This window comes from Bradyrhizobium sp. Unk1 (assembly GCF_059512345.1).
Genome location: NZ_JCAMOP010000035.1, coordinates 84,025 through 101,136, shown reverse-complemented (window position 1 = coordinate 101,136; position 17,112 = coordinate 84,025). Strand labels below are relative to the sequence as shown.

Sequence of the window (17,112 nt, the reverse complement as noted above, 5' to 3'; positions counted from 1 at the left end):
CCGCCATCGCTACCCTCCAAGGCTTTGCCCGAGGGAATCACAATTGACGAATTACGCAACAGGCCCCTTGTGGGAGAGGGTGGATCGCCGCGTAGCGGCGAGACGGGTGAGGGGTCTCTCTCCGCGATCACAGATATCGTAGGGTGGGCAAAGGCGCACTTGCGCCGTGCCCACCATCTATCCGACACTGCAACGGGAGTGGCGGGCACGCTTCGCTTTGCCCACCCTACGACTATAATTCCAGACTCGCGGAGAGATACCCCTCATCCGGCGCTTCGCGCCACCTTCTCCCGCAAGGGGAGAAGGGAAGGGCAGCGCGCTTGGAGCGCTCTTACGAAAAATCGCTCCAGCTCAGATGCCGCGAATCGAGGTCGCCGACTGTAACGGTGCCGCGGATCTCGTGAGGGACGTGGAAGCTGCTGCGCAGATACACCAGCGGCGCGGCCCCGTCGGAATGCGAGACGCCGCGCACCTCGCCGACGAAGATCGAATGCGTCTTGGTCTCGAATTCCTGCGCCAGCGCGCAGTCGAACGCGGCAACCGCATCCGTCAGCACCGGTGCGCCGGTCACCCCGCGCGTCCACTGCCCGAACGAAAATCGGTCGTCGCCATTGACGCCCTTCTGGCCGCTGAAGGTGAGCGCGAGCAGGGCGTGGTCCTCGTGCAAAAAGTTGATCGCGAAGGCGCCTTCCTCGCGGATGCGGGCATGTGCGCTGGCGTTGCGGTTGACGCAGACGATCAGTGACGGCGGATTGTCCGACAGCGAACAGGCTGATGTCACCGTCAACCCGGTGCGCTTGCCGTGTTCGGCGCCAACCGTGACCAGCGCAACCGCGCCGGCGCATTGGCGCATTGCCAGTTTGAAATCCTTTGCGTCGACGCTCACGCCGAAATCTCCGAAACGGGGGCGGGTGCGACACGATTGCGCCGCACCCGCCGCGCGTCAAGCGGCCTTCTTCGCGGAGCCGAGATGCTTCAGGCGCGGCATCACCTCTTTGCTGAGCAGCGAGAGCGAGTGGCGCCAGGCCTCCGGCTTGTGCTTGTAGTCGAAGCCGAATACCAGCAGCACGCCGAAGCCGCCGACCTCGTCGTAGATCTTCTCGATCTTCTCGGCGACGGTTGCGGGCGAGCCGACGATCCAGTTCCGTTTGGCGCAATATTCGACGGTGACGTCACTGTCGGGCACATCGGGCGCGTGCTTCAGATAGTCCTTGAAGCCGAAATGGCCGAGCAGGGGCAGGAAGTACTCGTGCATCATCCGGCCCATCATGTCACCGGTCGACAGCTTCCAGGCCTCCTCGTCGGTGTCGGCGACGAACACCTCGCGTACGAGGCGCCAATCCGCGCGGTTCGGCTTGCGTCCGGTCTTGGCGGCGCCGATCTCGACCGAGTCCCAATGGCTGCCGACATAGGCCGGGTTGAGGTTGAGGCTCATCGGAATGAAGCCGCGCTCGCCGGCGAGCTTCAGCGTGTCCGAGTTCTTCGACAATCCGGCAACGCCGATCGGCGGATGCGGGGCCTGGAGAGGCTTGATGTGCGGCTTGAGGAAGTCGAACATCGTGTCCGGCTTGGTCACCGTCCAGAACTTGCCCTTGTAGGTGAAGGGCGCGGGATCGGACCACAGCTTCAGGATGATCTCCAGCGCCTCGCGGGTCATGTCGCGGTTCTGTCCGCTCATGCCGTCGACGTTGAACATCGCCCAATCGCTCGGCAGGCCCGAAGCTGCGACGCCGAAATTGAGCCGGCCCTCGGAGAGATGGTCGAGCATCGCGACGCGGTTGGCGAGCTCGGCCGGGTGGTGATAGGGCAGCAGGAAGCCGCCCGGCCCGATGCGGATATTCTTGGTCTGCATCAGCGCCTGCGCGATCAGGAGGTCCGGCGTGGGATTGGGTTCCCAGGGCGCGGTGTGGTGCTCGCCGACCCAGGCTTCCTGGTAGCCGAGCTCGTCGAGCCAGCGCATGACTTGCAGGTCCCAGTCGTTTCCTTCCTTCAGGCCGCACTCCGGCGGATGCGAAGGCATCGTGAAATAGCCGATCTCCATGGGTTTCCTCATCTGATGTTGACGCGTCTTGTTGCGCGTTCCTGGACTTGAACAGGACAGCTTTAGCAAGCGGTGTGCCACGGCATCGCAAGCGGCGTGCCAGCGCGGCGAGCGCCTCGGACCTGCGAAAAATCGCTGGTTTGAGGCGGCAATAGCCGATATCCCGGGGCAGGTTTGCGAGCGTCCGTCTCATTGTCGCGAGACGGCGTCTTGCCGGTGAGACCAAGGATACGTGTTGAAAGGATACGTGTTGAGATGACCGAACCCGCCTGTGTCGCGGTGGACTGGGGCACCAGCAGTTTTCGGCTCTGGCTGATCGACCGCACCGGCCAGGTGCTGGCGGAGCGCCGCAGCGATGAGGGCATGCTGGCCGCGGCCAAGGCCGGCTTTGCCGGCGTGCTGCAGTCGCATCTCAGAGCAGTCGCGGCCCCTGCCCAGCTGCCGGTGCTTGTCTGCGGCATGGCGGGCGCCAAGACCGGCTGGGTCGAGGCCGGCTATGTTGACACGCCTGCGCCGCTCTCCGCTGTGCTGAAGCAGGCCGCGCCAGTGCCCGGCGAGACGCGCGATATTCGCATCCTGCCCGGCATCGCGCAGCGCGACGCCAAGGCGCCGGACGTGATGCGCGGCGAGGAGACGCAGCTGCTCGGCGCACTCGGCCTCGAGGCCGCAGGCGACGCGCTGGTCTGCATGCCTGGCACGCATTCGAAATGGGTGCGCGTGAAGGACGGCACGGTCGCGCACTTTTCCACCTTCATGACCGGCGAGCTCTTCAGCGTGGTTTCGCGCGAGACGATCTTGTCGCTGGCGGTCGCCGGCGCCGATGACGCCGAGGATGTCGCGAGCTTCAAGGCCGCCGTGAAAGCCGCATATGAGGCGCCGGCCTTCGCGGCCAACCTCCTGTTCGGCGCGCGGTCGCGGCAGCTTCTGTTCGGCGGCACGCCGGCCGCCGCGCGCGAGACGCTGTCGGGCACGTTGATCGGTGTCGAGCTGGCAGCAGGGCTCTCCGGCACCGTGCCGAAAGCGGGCATCACGCTGATTGCCTCCGGGCGGCTCGCGATGCTGTACCGGCTTGCCTTCGATGCGCTGTCGGTCACCGTTCAGCCGATCGATGCCGATGAAGCCGTTCGCCGCGGCCTGTCGATGGCCGCTGCCGCGATCTGGACGAAACGAGAGGAATCTTGAGATGAGCGTTCCCTTTCCGCCGATGCAGCGTCCGCTGGTCGCGATCCTGCGTGGTGTGAAGCCCGAGGAGACCGAGGCGATCGTCGGCGTGCTGATCGAGGCCGGCATGACCGCGATCGAGATCCCCCTGAATTCGCCGGAGCCGTTCCGCTCGATCGCGACTGCCGTGAAGCTCGCGCCGGCCGGCGTCCTGATCGGCGCCGGCACGGTGCTCACCGCCGCAGATGTCGATCGTCTCAATGACGTCGGCGGCAAGTTGATGGTCTCGCCGAATGTGGATACGCAGGTGCTCATGCGTGCACATCAGTACGCCATGGTGACGTTGCCGGGTGTGTTCTCACCGACCGAGGCCCTGCTCGCCGCGCGCTCCGGCGCATCGGGCCTGAAATTCTTTCCGGCCGGCGTGCTCGGCGCGTCCGGCATCGCCGCGATTAAAGCCGTGCTGCCGGCCGGCGTGATGATCGCCGCCGTCGGCGGCGTCTCCGACCAGAATTTTGCCGAATACATCAATGGCGGCGTGACGGCGTTCGGGCTCGGCTCCAGCCTCTACAAGCCCGGCATGACGGCGGCCGATGTCGCCGCTCGCGCAAAGGTGACAATCGAGGCCTACGATCGGGCGATTGCGAAAGACTGACGCGGCAATAAACAAGCCGTGATGGCGTCACGGTCGCGCTTTATCCTATCTTGCCGCATCAGTGAGATCAGGAGACCGACATGGCGATCAACAACGTGGCCGATCTGTTCGTGGCAACGCTCGAACAGGCCGGCGTCAAGCGCATCTACGGCATCGTCGGCGACAGTCTGAACGGTCTTACCGAGGCGCTGCGCCGCCGCGGCACTATCGAATGGATCCATGTCCGGCACGAGGAGGTCGCGGCCTTCGCCGCCGCCGGCGAAGCCGAGATGACGGGCAGCCTGGCCGTCTGCGCCGGCTCCTGCGGCCCCGGCAATCTGCACCTGATCAACGGGCTGTTCGACGCGCATCGCAGCCGCGTTCCCGTGCTCGCGATCGCGGCGCAGATCCCTTCGGCGGAAATCGGCGGCGGCTATTTCCAGGAAACCCATCCGCAGAACCTGTTCCGCGAATGCAGCCATTATTGCGAGCTGGTGTCGGATGCGAGCCAGCTGCCTTACGTGATCGAGAACGCCATCCGCGCAGCCGTAGGCCTGCGCGGCGTCGCGGTGATCGCGATGCCCGGCGACGTCGCGTTCCGCAGCCCGCCCAAGCGCGCGCTGTCGACGACGCGCGGCCTTGCGCTGTCGGCGCCGAAGGTCGTGCCGCAGGCCGATGAGCTGAAGGCGCTTGCTGATCTCCTTAACGGCGCGGAGCGCATCACCCTGTTCTGTGGTCGCGGCTGCGCCGGCGCGCATGCGCCGCTGATGCAGCTGGCCGAAGCGCTGAAGAGCCCGATCGTACACGCGCTCGGCGGCAAGGAGCATGTCGAGTACGACAATCCGTACGACGTCGGCATGACCGGCTTCATCGGCTTCGCCTCGGGCTACGCCGCCATGCACGCCTGCGACGCGCTGGTGATGCTCGGTACTGATTTTCCCTACAAGCAGTTCTTCCCCACCGATGCGCAGATCGCGCAGATCGACATCCGCCCGGAAAATCTGGGACGGCGGTGCAAGATCGATCTCGGCATTGTCGGCGACGTCAAGCTGACCATCGAGGCGCTGCTGCCGCTGCTCAAGACCAAGACGCAGCGGAAACATCTCGACGACGCCATCGCGCACTACAAGAAGGCGCGCGAAGGGCTCGACTCGCTTGCGAAGGGGACACCGGGCAGCAAGCCGATCCATCCGCAATATCTGGCAAAAGTCATCAGCGACCATGCTTCTGATGACGCCGTCTTCACCGCCGATGTCGGCACGCCGACGGTGTGGGCCGCGCGCTATCTCGACATGAACGGCCGCCGCCGGCTGATCGGCTCGTTCGTGCACGGCTCGATGGCCAACGCGATGCCGCAGGCGATCGGCGCGCAGGCTTCGCAGCCGGGCCGCCAGATCATCTCGCTCTCCGGCGACGGCGGCTTCACCATGCTGATGGGTGACCTGATCACGCTGACCCAGATGAAGCTGCCGGTGAAAATCGTGGTCTTCAACAACGGCGTGCTCGGCTTCGTTGCGCTGGAGATGAAGGCGGCCGGGTTCGTCGACACCAATGTCGATCTTGAGAATCCCGATTTCGCGACGATGGCGCGCGCGATGGGCATTTTCGCCAAACGCGTCGAGGACCCCGGCGAGCTCCCGGGCGCCGTGAAGGAGATGCTGGCCCATGACGGACCCGCGCTGCTCGATGTCGTCACGGCGAAGCAGGAGCTGTCGATGCCGCCGACCATCACGCCCGAGCAGATCAAGGGTTTCAGCCTCTGGGTGCTGCGCGCGGTGATGAATGGCCGCGGTGACGAGGTGCTGGATCTCGCGAAAACAAATCTGCTACCGCGCTAGCCCCGCTTCACCGAGGGCGCGGGCAGCCGCTCGTGGCGGTGCTGGAAGCGCTGCCAGTGCAGCACGATGCCGATCAGCAGGGCCGGCACGAAGCCGAGTGCGATCAGGAAATACGGCAGCTGCGTCGGCGAGATGAATGCAATGGCGATATCGGAGATCAGCCAGAGTGCTGCGAACATCACCGCGAAATCGGTGCGCGGGCAGCGCAAATAATAGAACACGGCGGTGATGACGATGGCGGGCCCGATCGCGATGCCGATCATCACCGCGGTCAGCTCCTTCGGCGTCAGCGCGTCGAGCACCATCGACGCCAGCAGCCAGAGCGCGGCGAACATGGCGATGATGTCGAGCGGATGCCGCAATCCAATACCTCTCGCAGGAACCAGGCTATCGTTGTGGCCCGGTCCCTCGCCGTCAAGGGAAAATACGCCTATTCCTCGTCACTTCCGGGCGTTGGCCGCAGCATGAAATGGCCGAAAGCGGTGGCGATCGGCTTGCTCGCATCGTCCTGCCAGGCCCGCGCTTCGAAGGCGACGATACGCCGGCCCTGCTTCACGATCGAGACATTGGCGACGGTATCGAGGGCACGTCCGGAACGCAGATAGTTGACGGTGAGTCCGATCGGCTTGGGCAGCGCGGCGATGCCGAGCTCGCGCCTCACGCCGAGGATCGCGGTGGTCTCGAGGAAGGCACCGGTCATGCCGCCATGGATCGCGGGCAGGATCGGGTTGCCGATGATCTGCGGCGAGAACGGCATCGTCAGCGTGCCGTCGTTATTGACGCGAATGCCGAGGCAGCGCGCGAACGGGCTGTTGGCGAACGGGCCGTCCGGATCGTCGGGCGCCTCCAGCGTCGGGATGCTGCGCGAATCCATCCTGCGGTCCGCGAGCATGTTGGTGCGGTTGGCGCCGATCATGAAGCAGGCCGTCGCGGTTGCGACCGGATCGTCCTCGGACTCCTGATAGGCGGTGGAGCGCACGAAGGCGATCGAACGCGTGGTGCGGTAACACACCGAATGCGCCTTGATGTCGAGGCCCGGTGTCGCCGGCTTCTGATAATCGATGCGCAGATCCAGGGTTGCGATCGCGCGCGTGCCGTCGAGTGCAAGTTGCACCGCCATGCCGCAGCTTTCGTCCAGCATCGCCGTGACGACGCCGCCATGCAGCACGCCGGTCTCGGTGTCGCCGACGAAGACCGGACGGTAGGGCAGGCTGGACCAGGCCTCGGCGGGGGCGAAGCGGTCGAGCTGGAGCCCGCTGATATGGCCGTAGTCGGAACGGCGGCTCTTAACCGCCTCGGCGAGTTCCTCGAACGGAAGCGTGGTGGGTGAAGTGGACATGACGACGTTCTAGACCAGTGTCGGGTGCCGCGCAAAACCCCGAAAGGGGCTCATCAGGCAGGTCGGCAGTTAGGTCTGCAGTCAGGTCTGCCTGGGCCGGTTTGGCCTCGACACGGCGTGCCGAAGCAACGATGGTGGGCGTTTCGTCCGCCGACCAGCCCCGAGGAGTGCCCATGGCCGACCCCGAAACACCCGCCACCAATCAGGGGCCCGTGACCATTTCGAGCTCCAGCTCGGAACGGGCACCGATCATCTATTTCGACGGCGCATCCTGCTTCGGACACCACAACGGCGCGATCCAGATCGAGCTCGCCGCGAACCTGCTGATGCCGGTCGGTGCCGCCGTCAGGGTCGACGTGGTCCAGACCGCGCACTTGCGCTGCAGCGTGGCCGCAGCGCTGGCGCTGCGCGAAGCGCTCGACAAGGCTCTGGCGATGTACAAGCAGGGGCAGCAGCAGCCGGCGGAGGTGATCCCGACGGTGAAGAATTGAGATCCGCTTTGGAGGTTGGCTCGCGCGCTCGGCCTTATCGTTCGAGACGACCGCTTCGCGGTCTCCTCACCATGAGGGTCTGACGTCTCGCCGCGAAACCAGACCTCATCCTGAGGAGCCCGCAAAGCGGGCGTCTCGAAGGATGGCCTCAGGGACGTGGACGCTTGTCCAAGGCGAATAGCCTCGCCTCAGCCCACATGCACCTTCGGCTTCTTGCCGCCATTCCACTTACCGTCGAGCGCGCGCTCGATCTGGGCGGCGAGCTGCAGGAGCAGGCCGTCATTGGCCTGCTTGGCGATGGCCTGGATGCCGAGCGGCAGGCCGTGGTCTTGCTCTGCCATCGGCATCGAGATCGCCGGCATGCCGCAGAGATTGGCGAGCGGCGTGAAGGCGAAGAAGCGCCAGAGATTGCCGAACCAGTCGAGCACGTCAGGATTGTCGGAGATGGTGAGATATTCCCTGGTGCCCACCTTCGGCGTCGGCAACGCGGTGATCGGCGTCAGGATCACGTCCCACTGCTCGAAGAACGCGCCGAAGCCGCGCGAGGTCGTGTTGAACACGCCTTGCATCTTCGCCCGCTCGGCGAAGCTGGTGTGCCGGCCGGCTTCCCAGATCCTGATGTTCATGGGCTCGATCAGATCCTCCGGCGGCTTTTCCAGTCCGCGCGCGGCAAGCATGTTGGAGATCACCACGGCAAAATTGCTGATATAGCAGGTGGTCTGCGCCGCGAAGGCGGCGCGGAAGTCGAGTTCGGGCAGCGCGTATTCGACGTGATGGCCGAGGCCTTCGAGGAAGCGGCCGGTCTTCTCAAGCTCGGCGGCGATCTCCGGCGTTGCGGTATAGTCGCCCCAGCTGTGCGACAGCGCGATGCGAAGCTTTGACGGATCGCGCTTGATCATCTCGGAATAGGGCTGCGCCGTGGTCCAGAACGGCATGAACTCGCCGGGCGCAGGTCCACGGGCATGATCGACGAAGGCCGCGGTGTCGCGCACCGAGCGCGACTGGCAGCCCTGGATCGAAACGAGGCCGGTGAGGTCGGACATGTGCGGGGCCAGCGAGAACACGCCGCGCGACACCTTCAAACCGATATTGCCGTTGACGCCGGCGGGAATGCGGATCGAGCCGCCGCCGTCGGTCGCATGCGCGATCGGGACGACGCCGGCCGCGACCATCGCCGCGCTGCCCGCCGATGAACCGCAGGTGGTGTAGTCGGTATTCCAGGGATTGCGCGTCACGTAGACGGCGGGATTGTCGGCCGAGCTGCACACGCCGAATTCCGGCGTCGTGGTGCGTCCGATCAGGTTGAGGCCTGCCTGACGGAATTTACCGGTGAGGAACGTGTCGGCCGCGGCGCGATTGCCGCGCATCAGCAGCGAGCCCATCTCCTGCAGCCGGCCCTTCATGGTCGGTCCGAGGTCCTTCATCAGGAAGGGCAGGCCGGCGAACGGGCCGGCGAGATTGGCGCCGTCCTTGGCCGGATCGGCGATCACGTCCTCGAACAGCTCGACCACACCCGACAGTGCCGGGTTGACCTTGGCGACGCCCGCGGCGGCCTGGCGCGCCAACTCCTTCGCCGACAGTTCGCCCTTGCGGACGCGCGCCGCCAGCCCGACGCCATCGTGCTGCGCCCATTCGTTCCAGCTCATCGGCAAAGTCATGAAGTCAAAATCCCCTAGGATGCGGCGCCACCTTTTTCGCAAGGGGCCGCCTGAATCAACTGAGCCGGGGCGAAGGGCAGGGTTGCGCCGGGCGGAGAGGTCGCCGCGTCATTAGGGCAGGCGTGCAATCACCGCAACCGGGCCGCCGCCGGCCGGCCCCTGATGCTCGGCACCGCCGGAGACATAGACCGCGCCGGTGCCGGCAAGGCCTGCAATCAGGCCGCCGACGGCCGCGCGGGCGTGGCGCGTCGAGCTGATGTCGGTATCCTCCAGCATGGTATGGCGGAAGCCGCGCACGCTGCCATCAGGCGAGGCCTCGGCCTTGGCGAAGATGTTGACGAGCTCGCGGCCCTCGGTGGCTAGCGGCGCGACGCCAAGGCCAACACCAAGCCCGACGCTGTTCAACGCCGACACCACGGCCGGGGCATCGATCGCATCGTTCATCACGGCGTGTCCGATCTCGAACTCGCTCGCTGAAGACGCCGAGTTGCCGAGCACGATGATGACGTTGTGCATCAGCTCGATCCCTGACGAGGTCGAGGCGACCTTCGAGAACAGATCGTAGCGCCGCAGCACGTCGTCGTCTCTGACATTGGAATCGATCTCGCCGAGCGCGACAGCGACCCCAAGCGCGGAGGCGCCGCGCGAATAGGCCATCGAGCTGTAGGCGCTGGTCGTGGCCGTCTTGTTGCCGCGCGCGTTTGCGGCTTCGACGCGGTCGCTGGTGAGCAGCGGGCATTTGATCTGCACGAAATGGACGTCGGCGGGATCGGTGATGCCGGCATCCGCCATCGCGGCCCTCACCGCCTTGGCCGTTTCCATGATCTGTTCCGAGCGGCCGATCTCTTCGGGGAGGAAGTCCCGCGTGTGCGCCATGCCGATGCTCAAGCGCTTGCCGGACATGCCTGCCGGACGCTCGGCTTCGCGGCGGGTGAACACCGTGATATGCGGGCTGAGCACGCCTTCGGTGCCGCCCGACATCACGAAGGCGATGCGCTGCTCGACCGCCTCTGGCGAAAGGCCGAGTCCTGGCGCCAGCGCCGTGCACAACGCAGCAGCGGCATATTCCCGCGTAAAATCGTTGACGCCGCCATTGCCTTCGGTCTTGCCGAGGATGGCCAAAATCGTTGTCGGGTCGATCGCGCCGGAGCCGATCATGGCCATGAGGCCGGAGACGTCGCCGGGGCCAGTGGTGGCGACCTTGAAGACGCCGACCGATGCTGTCCGCATTGCAGTCCTCGTGTCGAGTTCGGTGGTCCGGCGGGTCAACCAGCCGTGGAACGGAGGCGCATGTCAAGGCACAAGCGGGGCGCAGGCACCCACGAATGTGGCGAGATCGCATCCGGTTCGACAAAAAAATCCTCTGTCGACGGTTGCGCGCCGCATCTTGATGAATCAACCTCGGTTGGTCCATAAGCGGCGTCCCGCTGCCGGTGGTTCGCCCCCGCGTCGCGTGCTTGGATAGAGGGATTCTCGCGTGGCAAATATCAACCAGAAAATTGCGCAGGAGCTTGGGGTACGGGCGGAGCAGGTCGAGGCGACGGTGACGTTGCTCGACGGCGGCGCCACGGTTCCCTTCATCGCCCGCTACCGCAAGGAAGCGACCGGTGCGCTCGACGACGCGCAATTGCGCACCCTGGAGGAGCGCCTGGGCTATTTGCGCGAGCTCGAAGACCGCCGCAAGGCGATCCTCGAATCGGTCCGCGAGCAGGGCAAGCTCGATGCCGCGCTCGAAGCCTCCATTCTCGCCGCCGACAGCAAGGCGCGCCTCGAAGACATCTACCTGCCGTTCAAGCCGAAGCGCCGCACCAAGGCCGAGATCGCCAAGGAAGCCGGGCTCGAACCGCTCGCCAATCAGCTGATGGCAGAGCCGGTCAACGATCCGAAGGTCATGGCCGAAACCTTCATCAACGCCGAGAAGGGCGTGGCCGATGCCGCCGCCGCGCTCGACGGTGCCCGGGCCATCCTGGTCGAGCGCTTCGACGAGGACGCCGATTTGATCGGTGCGCTTCGCGAGGACGTGTGGACCAATGCGCGCATGGCCTCCAAGGTGCGCGACGGCAAGAAGACCGAGGGCGAGAAGTTCGCCGACTATTTCGAGTTCTCCGAGCCGCTGACGAAGCTCCCGTCCCACCGCATCCTCGCGATGTTCCGTGGCGAGAAGGAAGAGATCCTCGATCTCCAGATCCAGGCCGAAGCCGAAGCGTCGCCGCCGGGCGTGCCGAGCGCCTATGAATTGAAGATCATGAAGCGGTTCGGCATCGCCGACCTCAAGCGCGCCGGCGACCGCTGGCTGATCGACACCGTGCGCTGGGCCTGGCGTACCAAGATCCAGGTGCATCTCAACATCGACCTGCGCATGCGGCTGTGGAACGCCGCCGAGACCGAGGCCGTGCGCGTGTTCGCTTCCAATTTGCGCGACCTGCTGCTCGCGGCACCCGCTGGCACCCGCGTCACCATGGGCCTCGATCCCGGCTACCGCACCGGCGTCAAGGTCGCCGTCACCGACGCGACCGGCAAGGTGGTCGATACCGCCGTGATCTATCCGCACGAGCCGCAGCGGCAGTGGAACGAGGCGCTCGCGATCCTCGGCAAGCTTGCGCTGAAGCATCGTGTCGAGCTGATCGCGATCGGCAACGGCACTGCCTCGCGCGAAACCGACAAGCTTGCAGGCGATCTCGTCAAGGGTCTGGCCGAGCTGAAGATGACCAAGATCGTGGTATCGGAAGCCGGCGCGTCGGTCTATTCGGCCTCGGCCTTCGCCTCGGAGGAGTTGCCGGGTCTCGACGTCACCCTGCGCGGCGCGGTTTCGATCGCCCGCCGTCTTCAGGATCCGCTCGCCGAGCTCGTCAAGATCGAGCCCAAGGCGATCGGCGTCGGCCAATACCAGCACGACCTCGGCCAGGCCAAGCTCGCCAAGTCGCTCGATGCCGTGGTCGAGGACTGCGTGAACGCGGTCGGCGTCGACGTCAACACCGCCTCGGCGCCGCTTCTGGCCCGCGTGTCGGGCGTCGGCTCCGGCCTGGCCTCGAGCATCGTGGCACACCGCGACGCCAACGGCCCGTTCAAGTCGCGCAAGGCGCTGAAGGACGTGCCGCGCCTCGGGCCGAAGGCGTTCGAGCAATGCGCGGGCTTCCTGCGCATCCTCGGCGGCGAGGACCCGCTCGACGCCTCCGGCGTGCATCCGGAAGCCTATCCCGTGGTGCGGCGGATTCTCAGTGCCACCAAGAGCGACATCAAGGCGCTGATCGGCAGCAGCGAGATCGTGCGTACGCTGAAGCCGAAGGATTTCGTCGACGAGACCTTTGGTCTGCCGACCGTCACGGACATCCTGCGCGAGCTCGAGAAGCCCGGCCGCGACCCGCGTCCGGCGTTCAAGGCCGCGGTGTTCAAGGAAGGCGTCGAGGAGATCAAGCATCTCCAGAAGGGCATGATCCTCGAAGGGACCGTGACCAACGTTGCCGCCTTCGGCGCCTTCGTCGATATCGGCGTGCATCAGGACGGCCTGGTTCACATCTCGGCGATGTCCAGGACCTACATCAAGGATCCGCGCGAGGTGGTGAAGCCCGGCGACATCGTCAAGGTGAAGGTGCTGGACTTCGAGGTCGCCCGCAAGCGCATCTCGCTGACCTTGCGCCTCGACGACGAGGTCGGTGCCAAGAAAGACGCGCCCGGCATGCAGCGGGACAACAGCTCGCGAAACCCCGCGCGCATGACGTCGTCGGCGCCGCGCAACCAGGAATCCTCCGGCGGCGGTGCCCTTGCCGAGGCCATGCGCCGCGCGGCCGAGAAGAACGGTGGCAAGCGGGCGTGATACTTTGACCTCTCCCCCGCTCTTTGCGGGGAGAATTCGGATCGCGCCAGCGATCCGGGTGAAGGCATGCGGTTGACCGGAGTCAAAGGTCCCTCCGACTCGTAAGTTGATTGTGCACGGGACAGGCGTTGCCATCACTTTTTAGATCGCATTCGCGGACGCAGCCTCTCATCCCGCCCTCTCCCCGTCAGAACGGGGCGAGGGAGCGAAAGAGCGTTCGTCCCTAACACCCGCGTCAGAATCTGGCGCGTTTGTAAGTTGAAGGTGCCTGTCCCTTCCTCTCATCTGATCCTCCTCGCGCGGCAGAAAGATCGCTGCGCAGCACGGAGGATGCTTCGATGGACAACAGGCTTCTCAAAGGCGTCACTGCGGTGACGCTCGCCGCAATGATGGCGCTCGCTTCACCTGTGCTTGCCCGTGGCGGCGGCGGCGGCGGCGGTGGCGGAGGCCATGGCGGTGGCGGCTTCGGCGGTGGTGGCTTCGGCGGCGGCGGCCATGGCGGCTTTGGCGGTGGCGGGCATTTCGGTGGCGGCGGAATGCATGCGGGTGGCTTCGGCGGCATGCGCGCGGGTGGTTTCGGTGGCATGGGTGGCGCGCGCTTTGCTGGCGGCCCGGGCTTCGGTGGCGCCCGCTTCGCCGGTTCGCCAATGGCCGCCCGTGCTGCCATGGGGCCGCGCTTTGTCGGTGCACCATTGGCGACCCGCGCCGCTTTCGGCCCGCGGTTTGCTGGCCCGGGCTGGCACGGCAGGCCGTTCATTGGTCGCCATGCCTTCTTCCATCGTCACCGCTTCAACCGGTTCGCTTTCGTCGGCGCGCCGTTCTTCTATGCCAAATATGGCAACTATTACGACGATGGCTGCTGGCAAAGGAGCTGGACAGCCTATGGGTGGCAATTGGTCAATGTGTGCGGAGACTATTGGTAGTCGCATCGCGGTACCGCACCATTGTCGCGATCGCCGCCGGGCAGTTCCGCTCAGCCCCGGAACGGGATAGTCTGGTGGCGATCGTCGCGCGGAGTTTTGCATGACCGGAGGTCACCGCCGCATTCTGGTCGTCGAGGACGATCCGGAAACCGCAGGCCAGCTCGTCGAGGAACTCACCACCTCGGGCTACGACGTCGATCTTGCCGCGACCGGTCGTGAAGCCCTGAGCCACGGCGTCGCCCGCGACTATGCCGTGATCACCATCGACCGCATGCTGCCCGACATCGACGGCATCACCGTAATGCGCCAGTTGCGCGACGACGGCATCGCCGCACCCTTCCTGATCATCTCCGCGCTCGGCGAGGTCGACGACCGCGTGCGCGGTCTGCGCGCCGGGGGTGATGACTATCTCGTCAAGCCGTTCTCCTTCGTCGAGCTGCTGGCGCGCCTCGAGGCGCTCGGCCGCCGCAGCGAGACCGTCGCCAAGGAAACCATCCTGCGGGTCGGCGATCTCGCCATCGACCTGATCGCGCGCAACGCCAGTCGGCGCGGCCGGAAAATTCCGCTGCTGCCGCGCGAGTTTCAGCTGCTCGAATATCTCGTCCGCAACGAAGGCCGCGTCGTCTCCCGGGCGATGCTGCTCCAGCATGTCTGGGACCTGCATTTCGATCCCTCCACCAACATCATCGACGTCTATGTCGGGCGGGTCCGCCGCAAGGTCGACGATGCCCAGGCCTATCCGCTGATCCATACGATCCGCGGCATCGGATATTGCATCCGTGCTCCTGGCTAAGACGCTCCGCTCCTCGACCTTCCGTCTGGCACTGATCGCGATCGCGACGTTCGGGCTGATCGTCGCGGCGATCATGGCCTATGTCTATTTCGGCACGATTGCCTATGTGCAGGGCCGGGTCGGCGACGCCGGCGATCACAGCGGCTTCACCGCGATGATCGAGCTTGCGATGATAGCGGTCGCCGTGCTGCTGGCCGTGCTGGCCGGTCTTGCCGCCGTGCTGGTGACGCGGCGCACGGTCGGACGGATCGAGGAGATCAATGCGGCCAGCCGCGCCATCATGCTGTCGGGGCTCGACCGGCGCATTCCCTTGCGCGGCAGTCACGACGAGTGGGACCGCGTCGCCGAAAACCTCAACCAGATGCTTGACCGCATCGAGACGCTGATGGGCGAGGTCAAGCAGGTCAGCGACAACGTCGCCCACGATCTGCGCACGCCGCTGACACGCATGCGCGGCCGGCTGGAAAAGGCTTATCACACCCCGCGCAACGGTGAGGCCGATGCGACGCTGATTGGCGATACCATCGCCGATCTCGACGCCGTGCTCGGCATGTTCGCTTCCATCACCCGGATCTCGGAGATCGAGACCCGCGCCCGCCGGAGTGCGTTTCGCAGGCTCGACCTCGCTGAAATTGCCGGCGAGGTCGTCGAGCTCTACGACGCCGCGGCCGAACAGGTCGCGACCCGCCTCAGCCTTGACGGCGACCGCGAGGTGGCGATTACGGGGGACCGCGACCTGCTGTTCGACGCCATCGCCAATCTCGTCGACAACGCGATCAAGCACGGCCGCGCGGGCGGGCAGGTCACCGTGACCTGTCGCAGCGCCGGTGGCGTGGCGGTGATCGCGATCGCCGACGATGGTCCAGGCATTCCCACCGGGGAGCGCGATCACGTGTTCAAGCGCTTCTACCGGCTGGAACAGAGCCGCTACACGCCGGGCAACGGTCTGGGCCTGAGCCTGGTCGCGGCGGTTGCCGGCCTCCATGGCGCCGAGATCGCGCTGCACGACAATGCGCCGGGCCTCACGGTCCGGCTCAGCTTCCCGGCGACATCAGCGCGATAGGAGCTGACAGCGTCATAGCTCGATCACGCCGCGGCGTGCCGCATGCGCGACCGCGTCGGTGCGGCCGGTTGCATCCAGCTTGTCGAGCAGCGAACCGACGTGGAATTTGACCGTGTGCACGGAAATGCCGAGCTGGCGCGCGATCAGCTTGTTGGACGCGCCTTCCGCCATCAGCGCCAGGACATCGAGCTCTCGCTGCGTCAGCGCGATGTCTTCCGGCATGATGCGCGGATCGCGGGCCATGACCGTCGCCGTGGCGGCCTCGCCGGGCGCGGCCAGCCGAAGTCCGGCGATGTTGCCGAGCAGGATCGCCAGGCGATCGGCGAGGGCGGGATCGTCGATCTCCAGGGCGAGCACGATCTCGGGCGCGTTGTCCTCGCTCACGCCTCCGGCCTCTCGCCGATCGTGACCTTGAAGCTGACCGGCTCGCCGCCGCGGCGCACCGCGACATCGACCACCGTGCCGACGCTTGCAGGTCCCAGCGTCCGCGACAGCGCACGCACGCCGGAGAGCTTATGGTCGTTGACCGCCACGATGACGTCGCCCTGGCGGATGCCGGCCGCAGCCGAAGGGCCGGCCTTGTCGACATTCATCACCATCGCGCCGATGCCATCGTCGAGCCGCACCGGCTGGAGCCCGAGGCCGAGATATCCGCGGGCGATGCGGCCGCGCGCCTCGAGCTGTGCCGCGACCCGCTCGATTGTCGCCGTCGGGATCACCAGGACCCGCCGCGGCCCGAGCACGGCCATGCCGAAGGCGTCGCCCGATGCATCGAGCGCGAGCCCGCCTTGCTGGGCGAAGCGCAGGCGCACGTCGAGCTCGATCCGCGCATCGATGTCGCCGCCGCGCAAGGAGCGCCAGCTCTTGCCGGACAGTGACACCATGCCGAGCGCCGCGCTCGGCGCATCGCGATCGCTGGCGACGACGACCGACAGCGTGCCGAGGGGCGGAACGGTCGCGGCCAGCTTGACCGGTGCAAGACTGGCATCGGTGCGCAACAGCGCGATGTCGGTCGTATGGTCGCGGCCGGCGATCGTGGCGGCCGCGGTGCTGCCGTCGGGGAGGCCGATCTGGATATCGCCCTCGTCGGCCAGCGCTTCGTCGGCGGTGACGATCAAGCCGGGCTTCCAGACGAAGCCGGTGGCGCGGGAGCGATGCGAATGCACGGCGACGACGGACGGCGCGGTACGCGTCACGACATCCGCGAGCGCGGACGAAAGGGACGACAGAGGAGTGGGGTCGGTCATGGAAGGCTCCTGTAGATTGTCCTCAATCTGGGATGTCGCGGGCGATTGCGAAACTGGCCGGGTGGCCAGGACAGACGGGGCGGGCCGGCCTCCGCAGGCCGGCGGCCGAC

The 17,112-nt window shown here is 66.1% G+C and carries 16 protein-coding genes; 8 read left to right on the top strand and 8 right to left on the bottom strand.

All coding sequences use genetic code 11. The features are described 5' to 3' along the window. Window positions 1-331: 331 nt before the first annotated feature. Together AC5ZFO_RS34885 and AC5ZFO_RS34880 are read right to left on the bottom strand one after the other, a co-directional pair. Window positions 332-886 (bottom strand): flavin reductase family protein, encoded by a 555-nt coding sequence (locus tag AC5ZFO_RS34885; RefSeq protein WP_282523280.1) that lies wholly within the window; start codon window positions 884-886, stop codon window positions 332-334. Window positions 887-943: 57 nt separating this feature from the next. Continuing rightward, a complete protein-coding gene (locus AC5ZFO_RS34880; RefSeq protein WP_028151542.1) occupies window positions 944-2,041 on the bottom strand; it encodes an LLM class flavin-dependent oxidoreductase in 1,098 nt (365 codons plus the stop codon). Between the two features lie 255 nt (window positions 2,042-2,296). Here AC5ZFO_RS34880 and AC5ZFO_RS34875 point away from each other — a divergent pair, with 255 nt between their 5' ends. From AC5ZFO_RS34875 to poxB, 3 genes are all read left to right on the top strand, one after another. Continuing rightward, complete coding sequence (locus AC5ZFO_RS34875; RefSeq protein ID WP_282523281.1) at window positions 2,297-3,223, top strand: 2-dehydro-3-deoxygalactonokinase; 927 nt, start codon at window positions 2,297-2,299, stop codon at window positions 3,221-3,223. A 1-nt stretch (window position 3,224) separates the two neighbouring features. Then, window positions 3,225-3,857, top strand: a complete 633-nt coding sequence (locus AC5ZFO_RS34870) for a 2-dehydro-3-deoxy-6-phosphogalactonate aldolase (protein WP_282523282.1) — start codon at window positions 3,225-3,227, stop codon at window positions 3,855-3,857. 80 nt (window positions 3,858-3,937) lie between these two features. Further along, window positions 3,938-5,674 (top strand): ubiquinone-dependent pyruvate dehydrogenase, encoded by a 1,737-nt coding sequence (gene poxB, locus AC5ZFO_RS34865; protein ID WP_496123207.1) that lies wholly within the window; start codon window positions 3,938-3,940, stop codon window positions 5,672-5,674. On the opposite strand, the gene AC5ZFO_RS34860 is transcribed toward poxB, so the two are convergent. Both AC5ZFO_RS34860 and AC5ZFO_RS34855 read right to left on the bottom strand, forming a co-directional pair. Further along, window positions 5,671-6,036 carry a hypothetical protein gene (locus AC5ZFO_RS34860; protein WP_038942774.1) on the bottom strand — a complete coding sequence of 122 codons (366 nt, stop codon included), beginning with the start codon at window positions 6,034-6,036 and terminating at the stop codon, window positions 5,671-5,673. The two genes, poxB and AC5ZFO_RS34860, sit on opposite strands and share 4 nt — an antisense overlap. A gap of 68 nt (window positions 6,037-6,104) precedes the next feature. Further along, window positions 6,105-7,013 (bottom strand): PaaI family thioesterase, encoded by a 909-nt coding sequence (locus AC5ZFO_RS34855; protein ID WP_282523285.1) that lies wholly within the window; start codon window positions 7,011-7,013, stop codon window positions 6,105-6,107. Between the two features lie 173 nt (window positions 7,014-7,186). On the opposite strand from AC5ZFO_RS34855, the gene AC5ZFO_RS34850 reads away from it, so the two are divergent. Then, window positions 7,187-7,504, top strand: coding sequence for a hypothetical protein (locus AC5ZFO_RS34850; RefSeq protein WP_212484393.1), 318 nt, complete (start codon window positions 7,187-7,189; stop codon window positions 7,502-7,504). Between the two features lie 188 nt (window positions 7,505-7,692). Here AC5ZFO_RS34850 and AC5ZFO_RS34845 read toward each other — a convergent pair whose 3' ends face one another. Together AC5ZFO_RS34845 and atzD are read right to left on the bottom strand one after the other, a co-directional pair. Continuing rightward, window positions 7,693-9,162 carry an amidase gene (locus AC5ZFO_RS34845; protein WP_282523286.1) on the bottom strand — a complete coding sequence of 490 codons (1,470 nt, stop codon included), beginning with the start codon at window positions 9,160-9,162 and terminating at the stop codon, window positions 7,693-7,695. A gap of 111 nt (window positions 9,163-9,273) precedes the next feature. Further along, window positions 9,274-10,392, bottom strand: a complete 1,119-nt coding sequence (atzD, locus tag AC5ZFO_RS34840) for a cyanuric acid amidohydrolase (RefSeq protein ID WP_282523287.1) — start codon at window positions 10,390-10,392, stop codon at window positions 9,274-9,276. A 247-nt stretch (window positions 10,393-10,639) separates the two neighbouring features. On the opposite strand from atzD, the gene AC5ZFO_RS34835 reads away from it, so the two are divergent. The 4 genes from AC5ZFO_RS34835 to AC5ZFO_RS34820 all read left to right on the top strand — a co-directional run bounded on the left by AC5ZFO_RS34835 (window position 10,640) and on the right by AC5ZFO_RS34820 (window position 15,755). Next, window positions 10,640-12,976 carry a Tex family protein gene (locus AC5ZFO_RS34835; RefSeq protein ID WP_496123206.1) on the top strand — a complete coding sequence of 779 codons (2,337 nt, stop codon included), beginning with the start codon at window positions 10,640-10,642 and terminating at the stop codon, window positions 12,974-12,976. A gap of 338 nt (window positions 12,977-13,314) precedes the next feature. Further along, complete coding sequence (locus tag AC5ZFO_RS34830) at window positions 13,315-13,899, top strand: hypothetical protein (RefSeq protein WP_496123205.1); 585 nt, start codon at window positions 13,315-13,317, stop codon at window positions 13,897-13,899. 100 nt (window positions 13,900-13,999) lie between these two features. Then, window positions 14,000-14,692, top strand: a complete 693-nt coding sequence (locus tag AC5ZFO_RS34825; protein ID WP_208084800.1) for a response regulator transcription factor — start codon at window positions 14,000-14,002, stop codon at window positions 14,690-14,692. Next, window positions 14,679-15,755, top strand: coding sequence for a sensor histidine kinase (locus AC5ZFO_RS34820; protein WP_282523290.1), 1,077 nt, complete (start codon window positions 14,679-14,681; stop codon window positions 15,753-15,755). The genes AC5ZFO_RS34825 and AC5ZFO_RS34820 overlap by 14 nt, the downstream gene beginning before the upstream one ends. A 12-nt stretch (window positions 15,756-15,767) precedes the next feature. Here AC5ZFO_RS34820 and AC5ZFO_RS34815 read toward each other — a convergent pair whose 3' ends face one another. Further along, the gene (locus AC5ZFO_RS34815; RefSeq protein WP_282523291.1) at window positions 15,768-16,139 is read right to left on the bottom strand and encodes a response regulator transcription factor; all 372 of its coding nucleotides are present in this window, start codon (window positions 16,137-16,139) and stop codon (window positions 15,768-15,770) included. Then, on the bottom strand, window positions 16,136-17,002 hold the full coding sequence (locus AC5ZFO_RS34810; protein ID WP_282523292.1) for a S1C family serine protease: 867 nt from the start codon (window positions 17,000-17,002) through the stop codon (window positions 16,136-16,138). Before AC5ZFO_RS34810 ends, AC5ZFO_RS34815 begins: the two co-directional genes overlap by 4 nt. Between the last annotated feature and the right edge of the window lie 110 nt (window positions 17,003-17,112).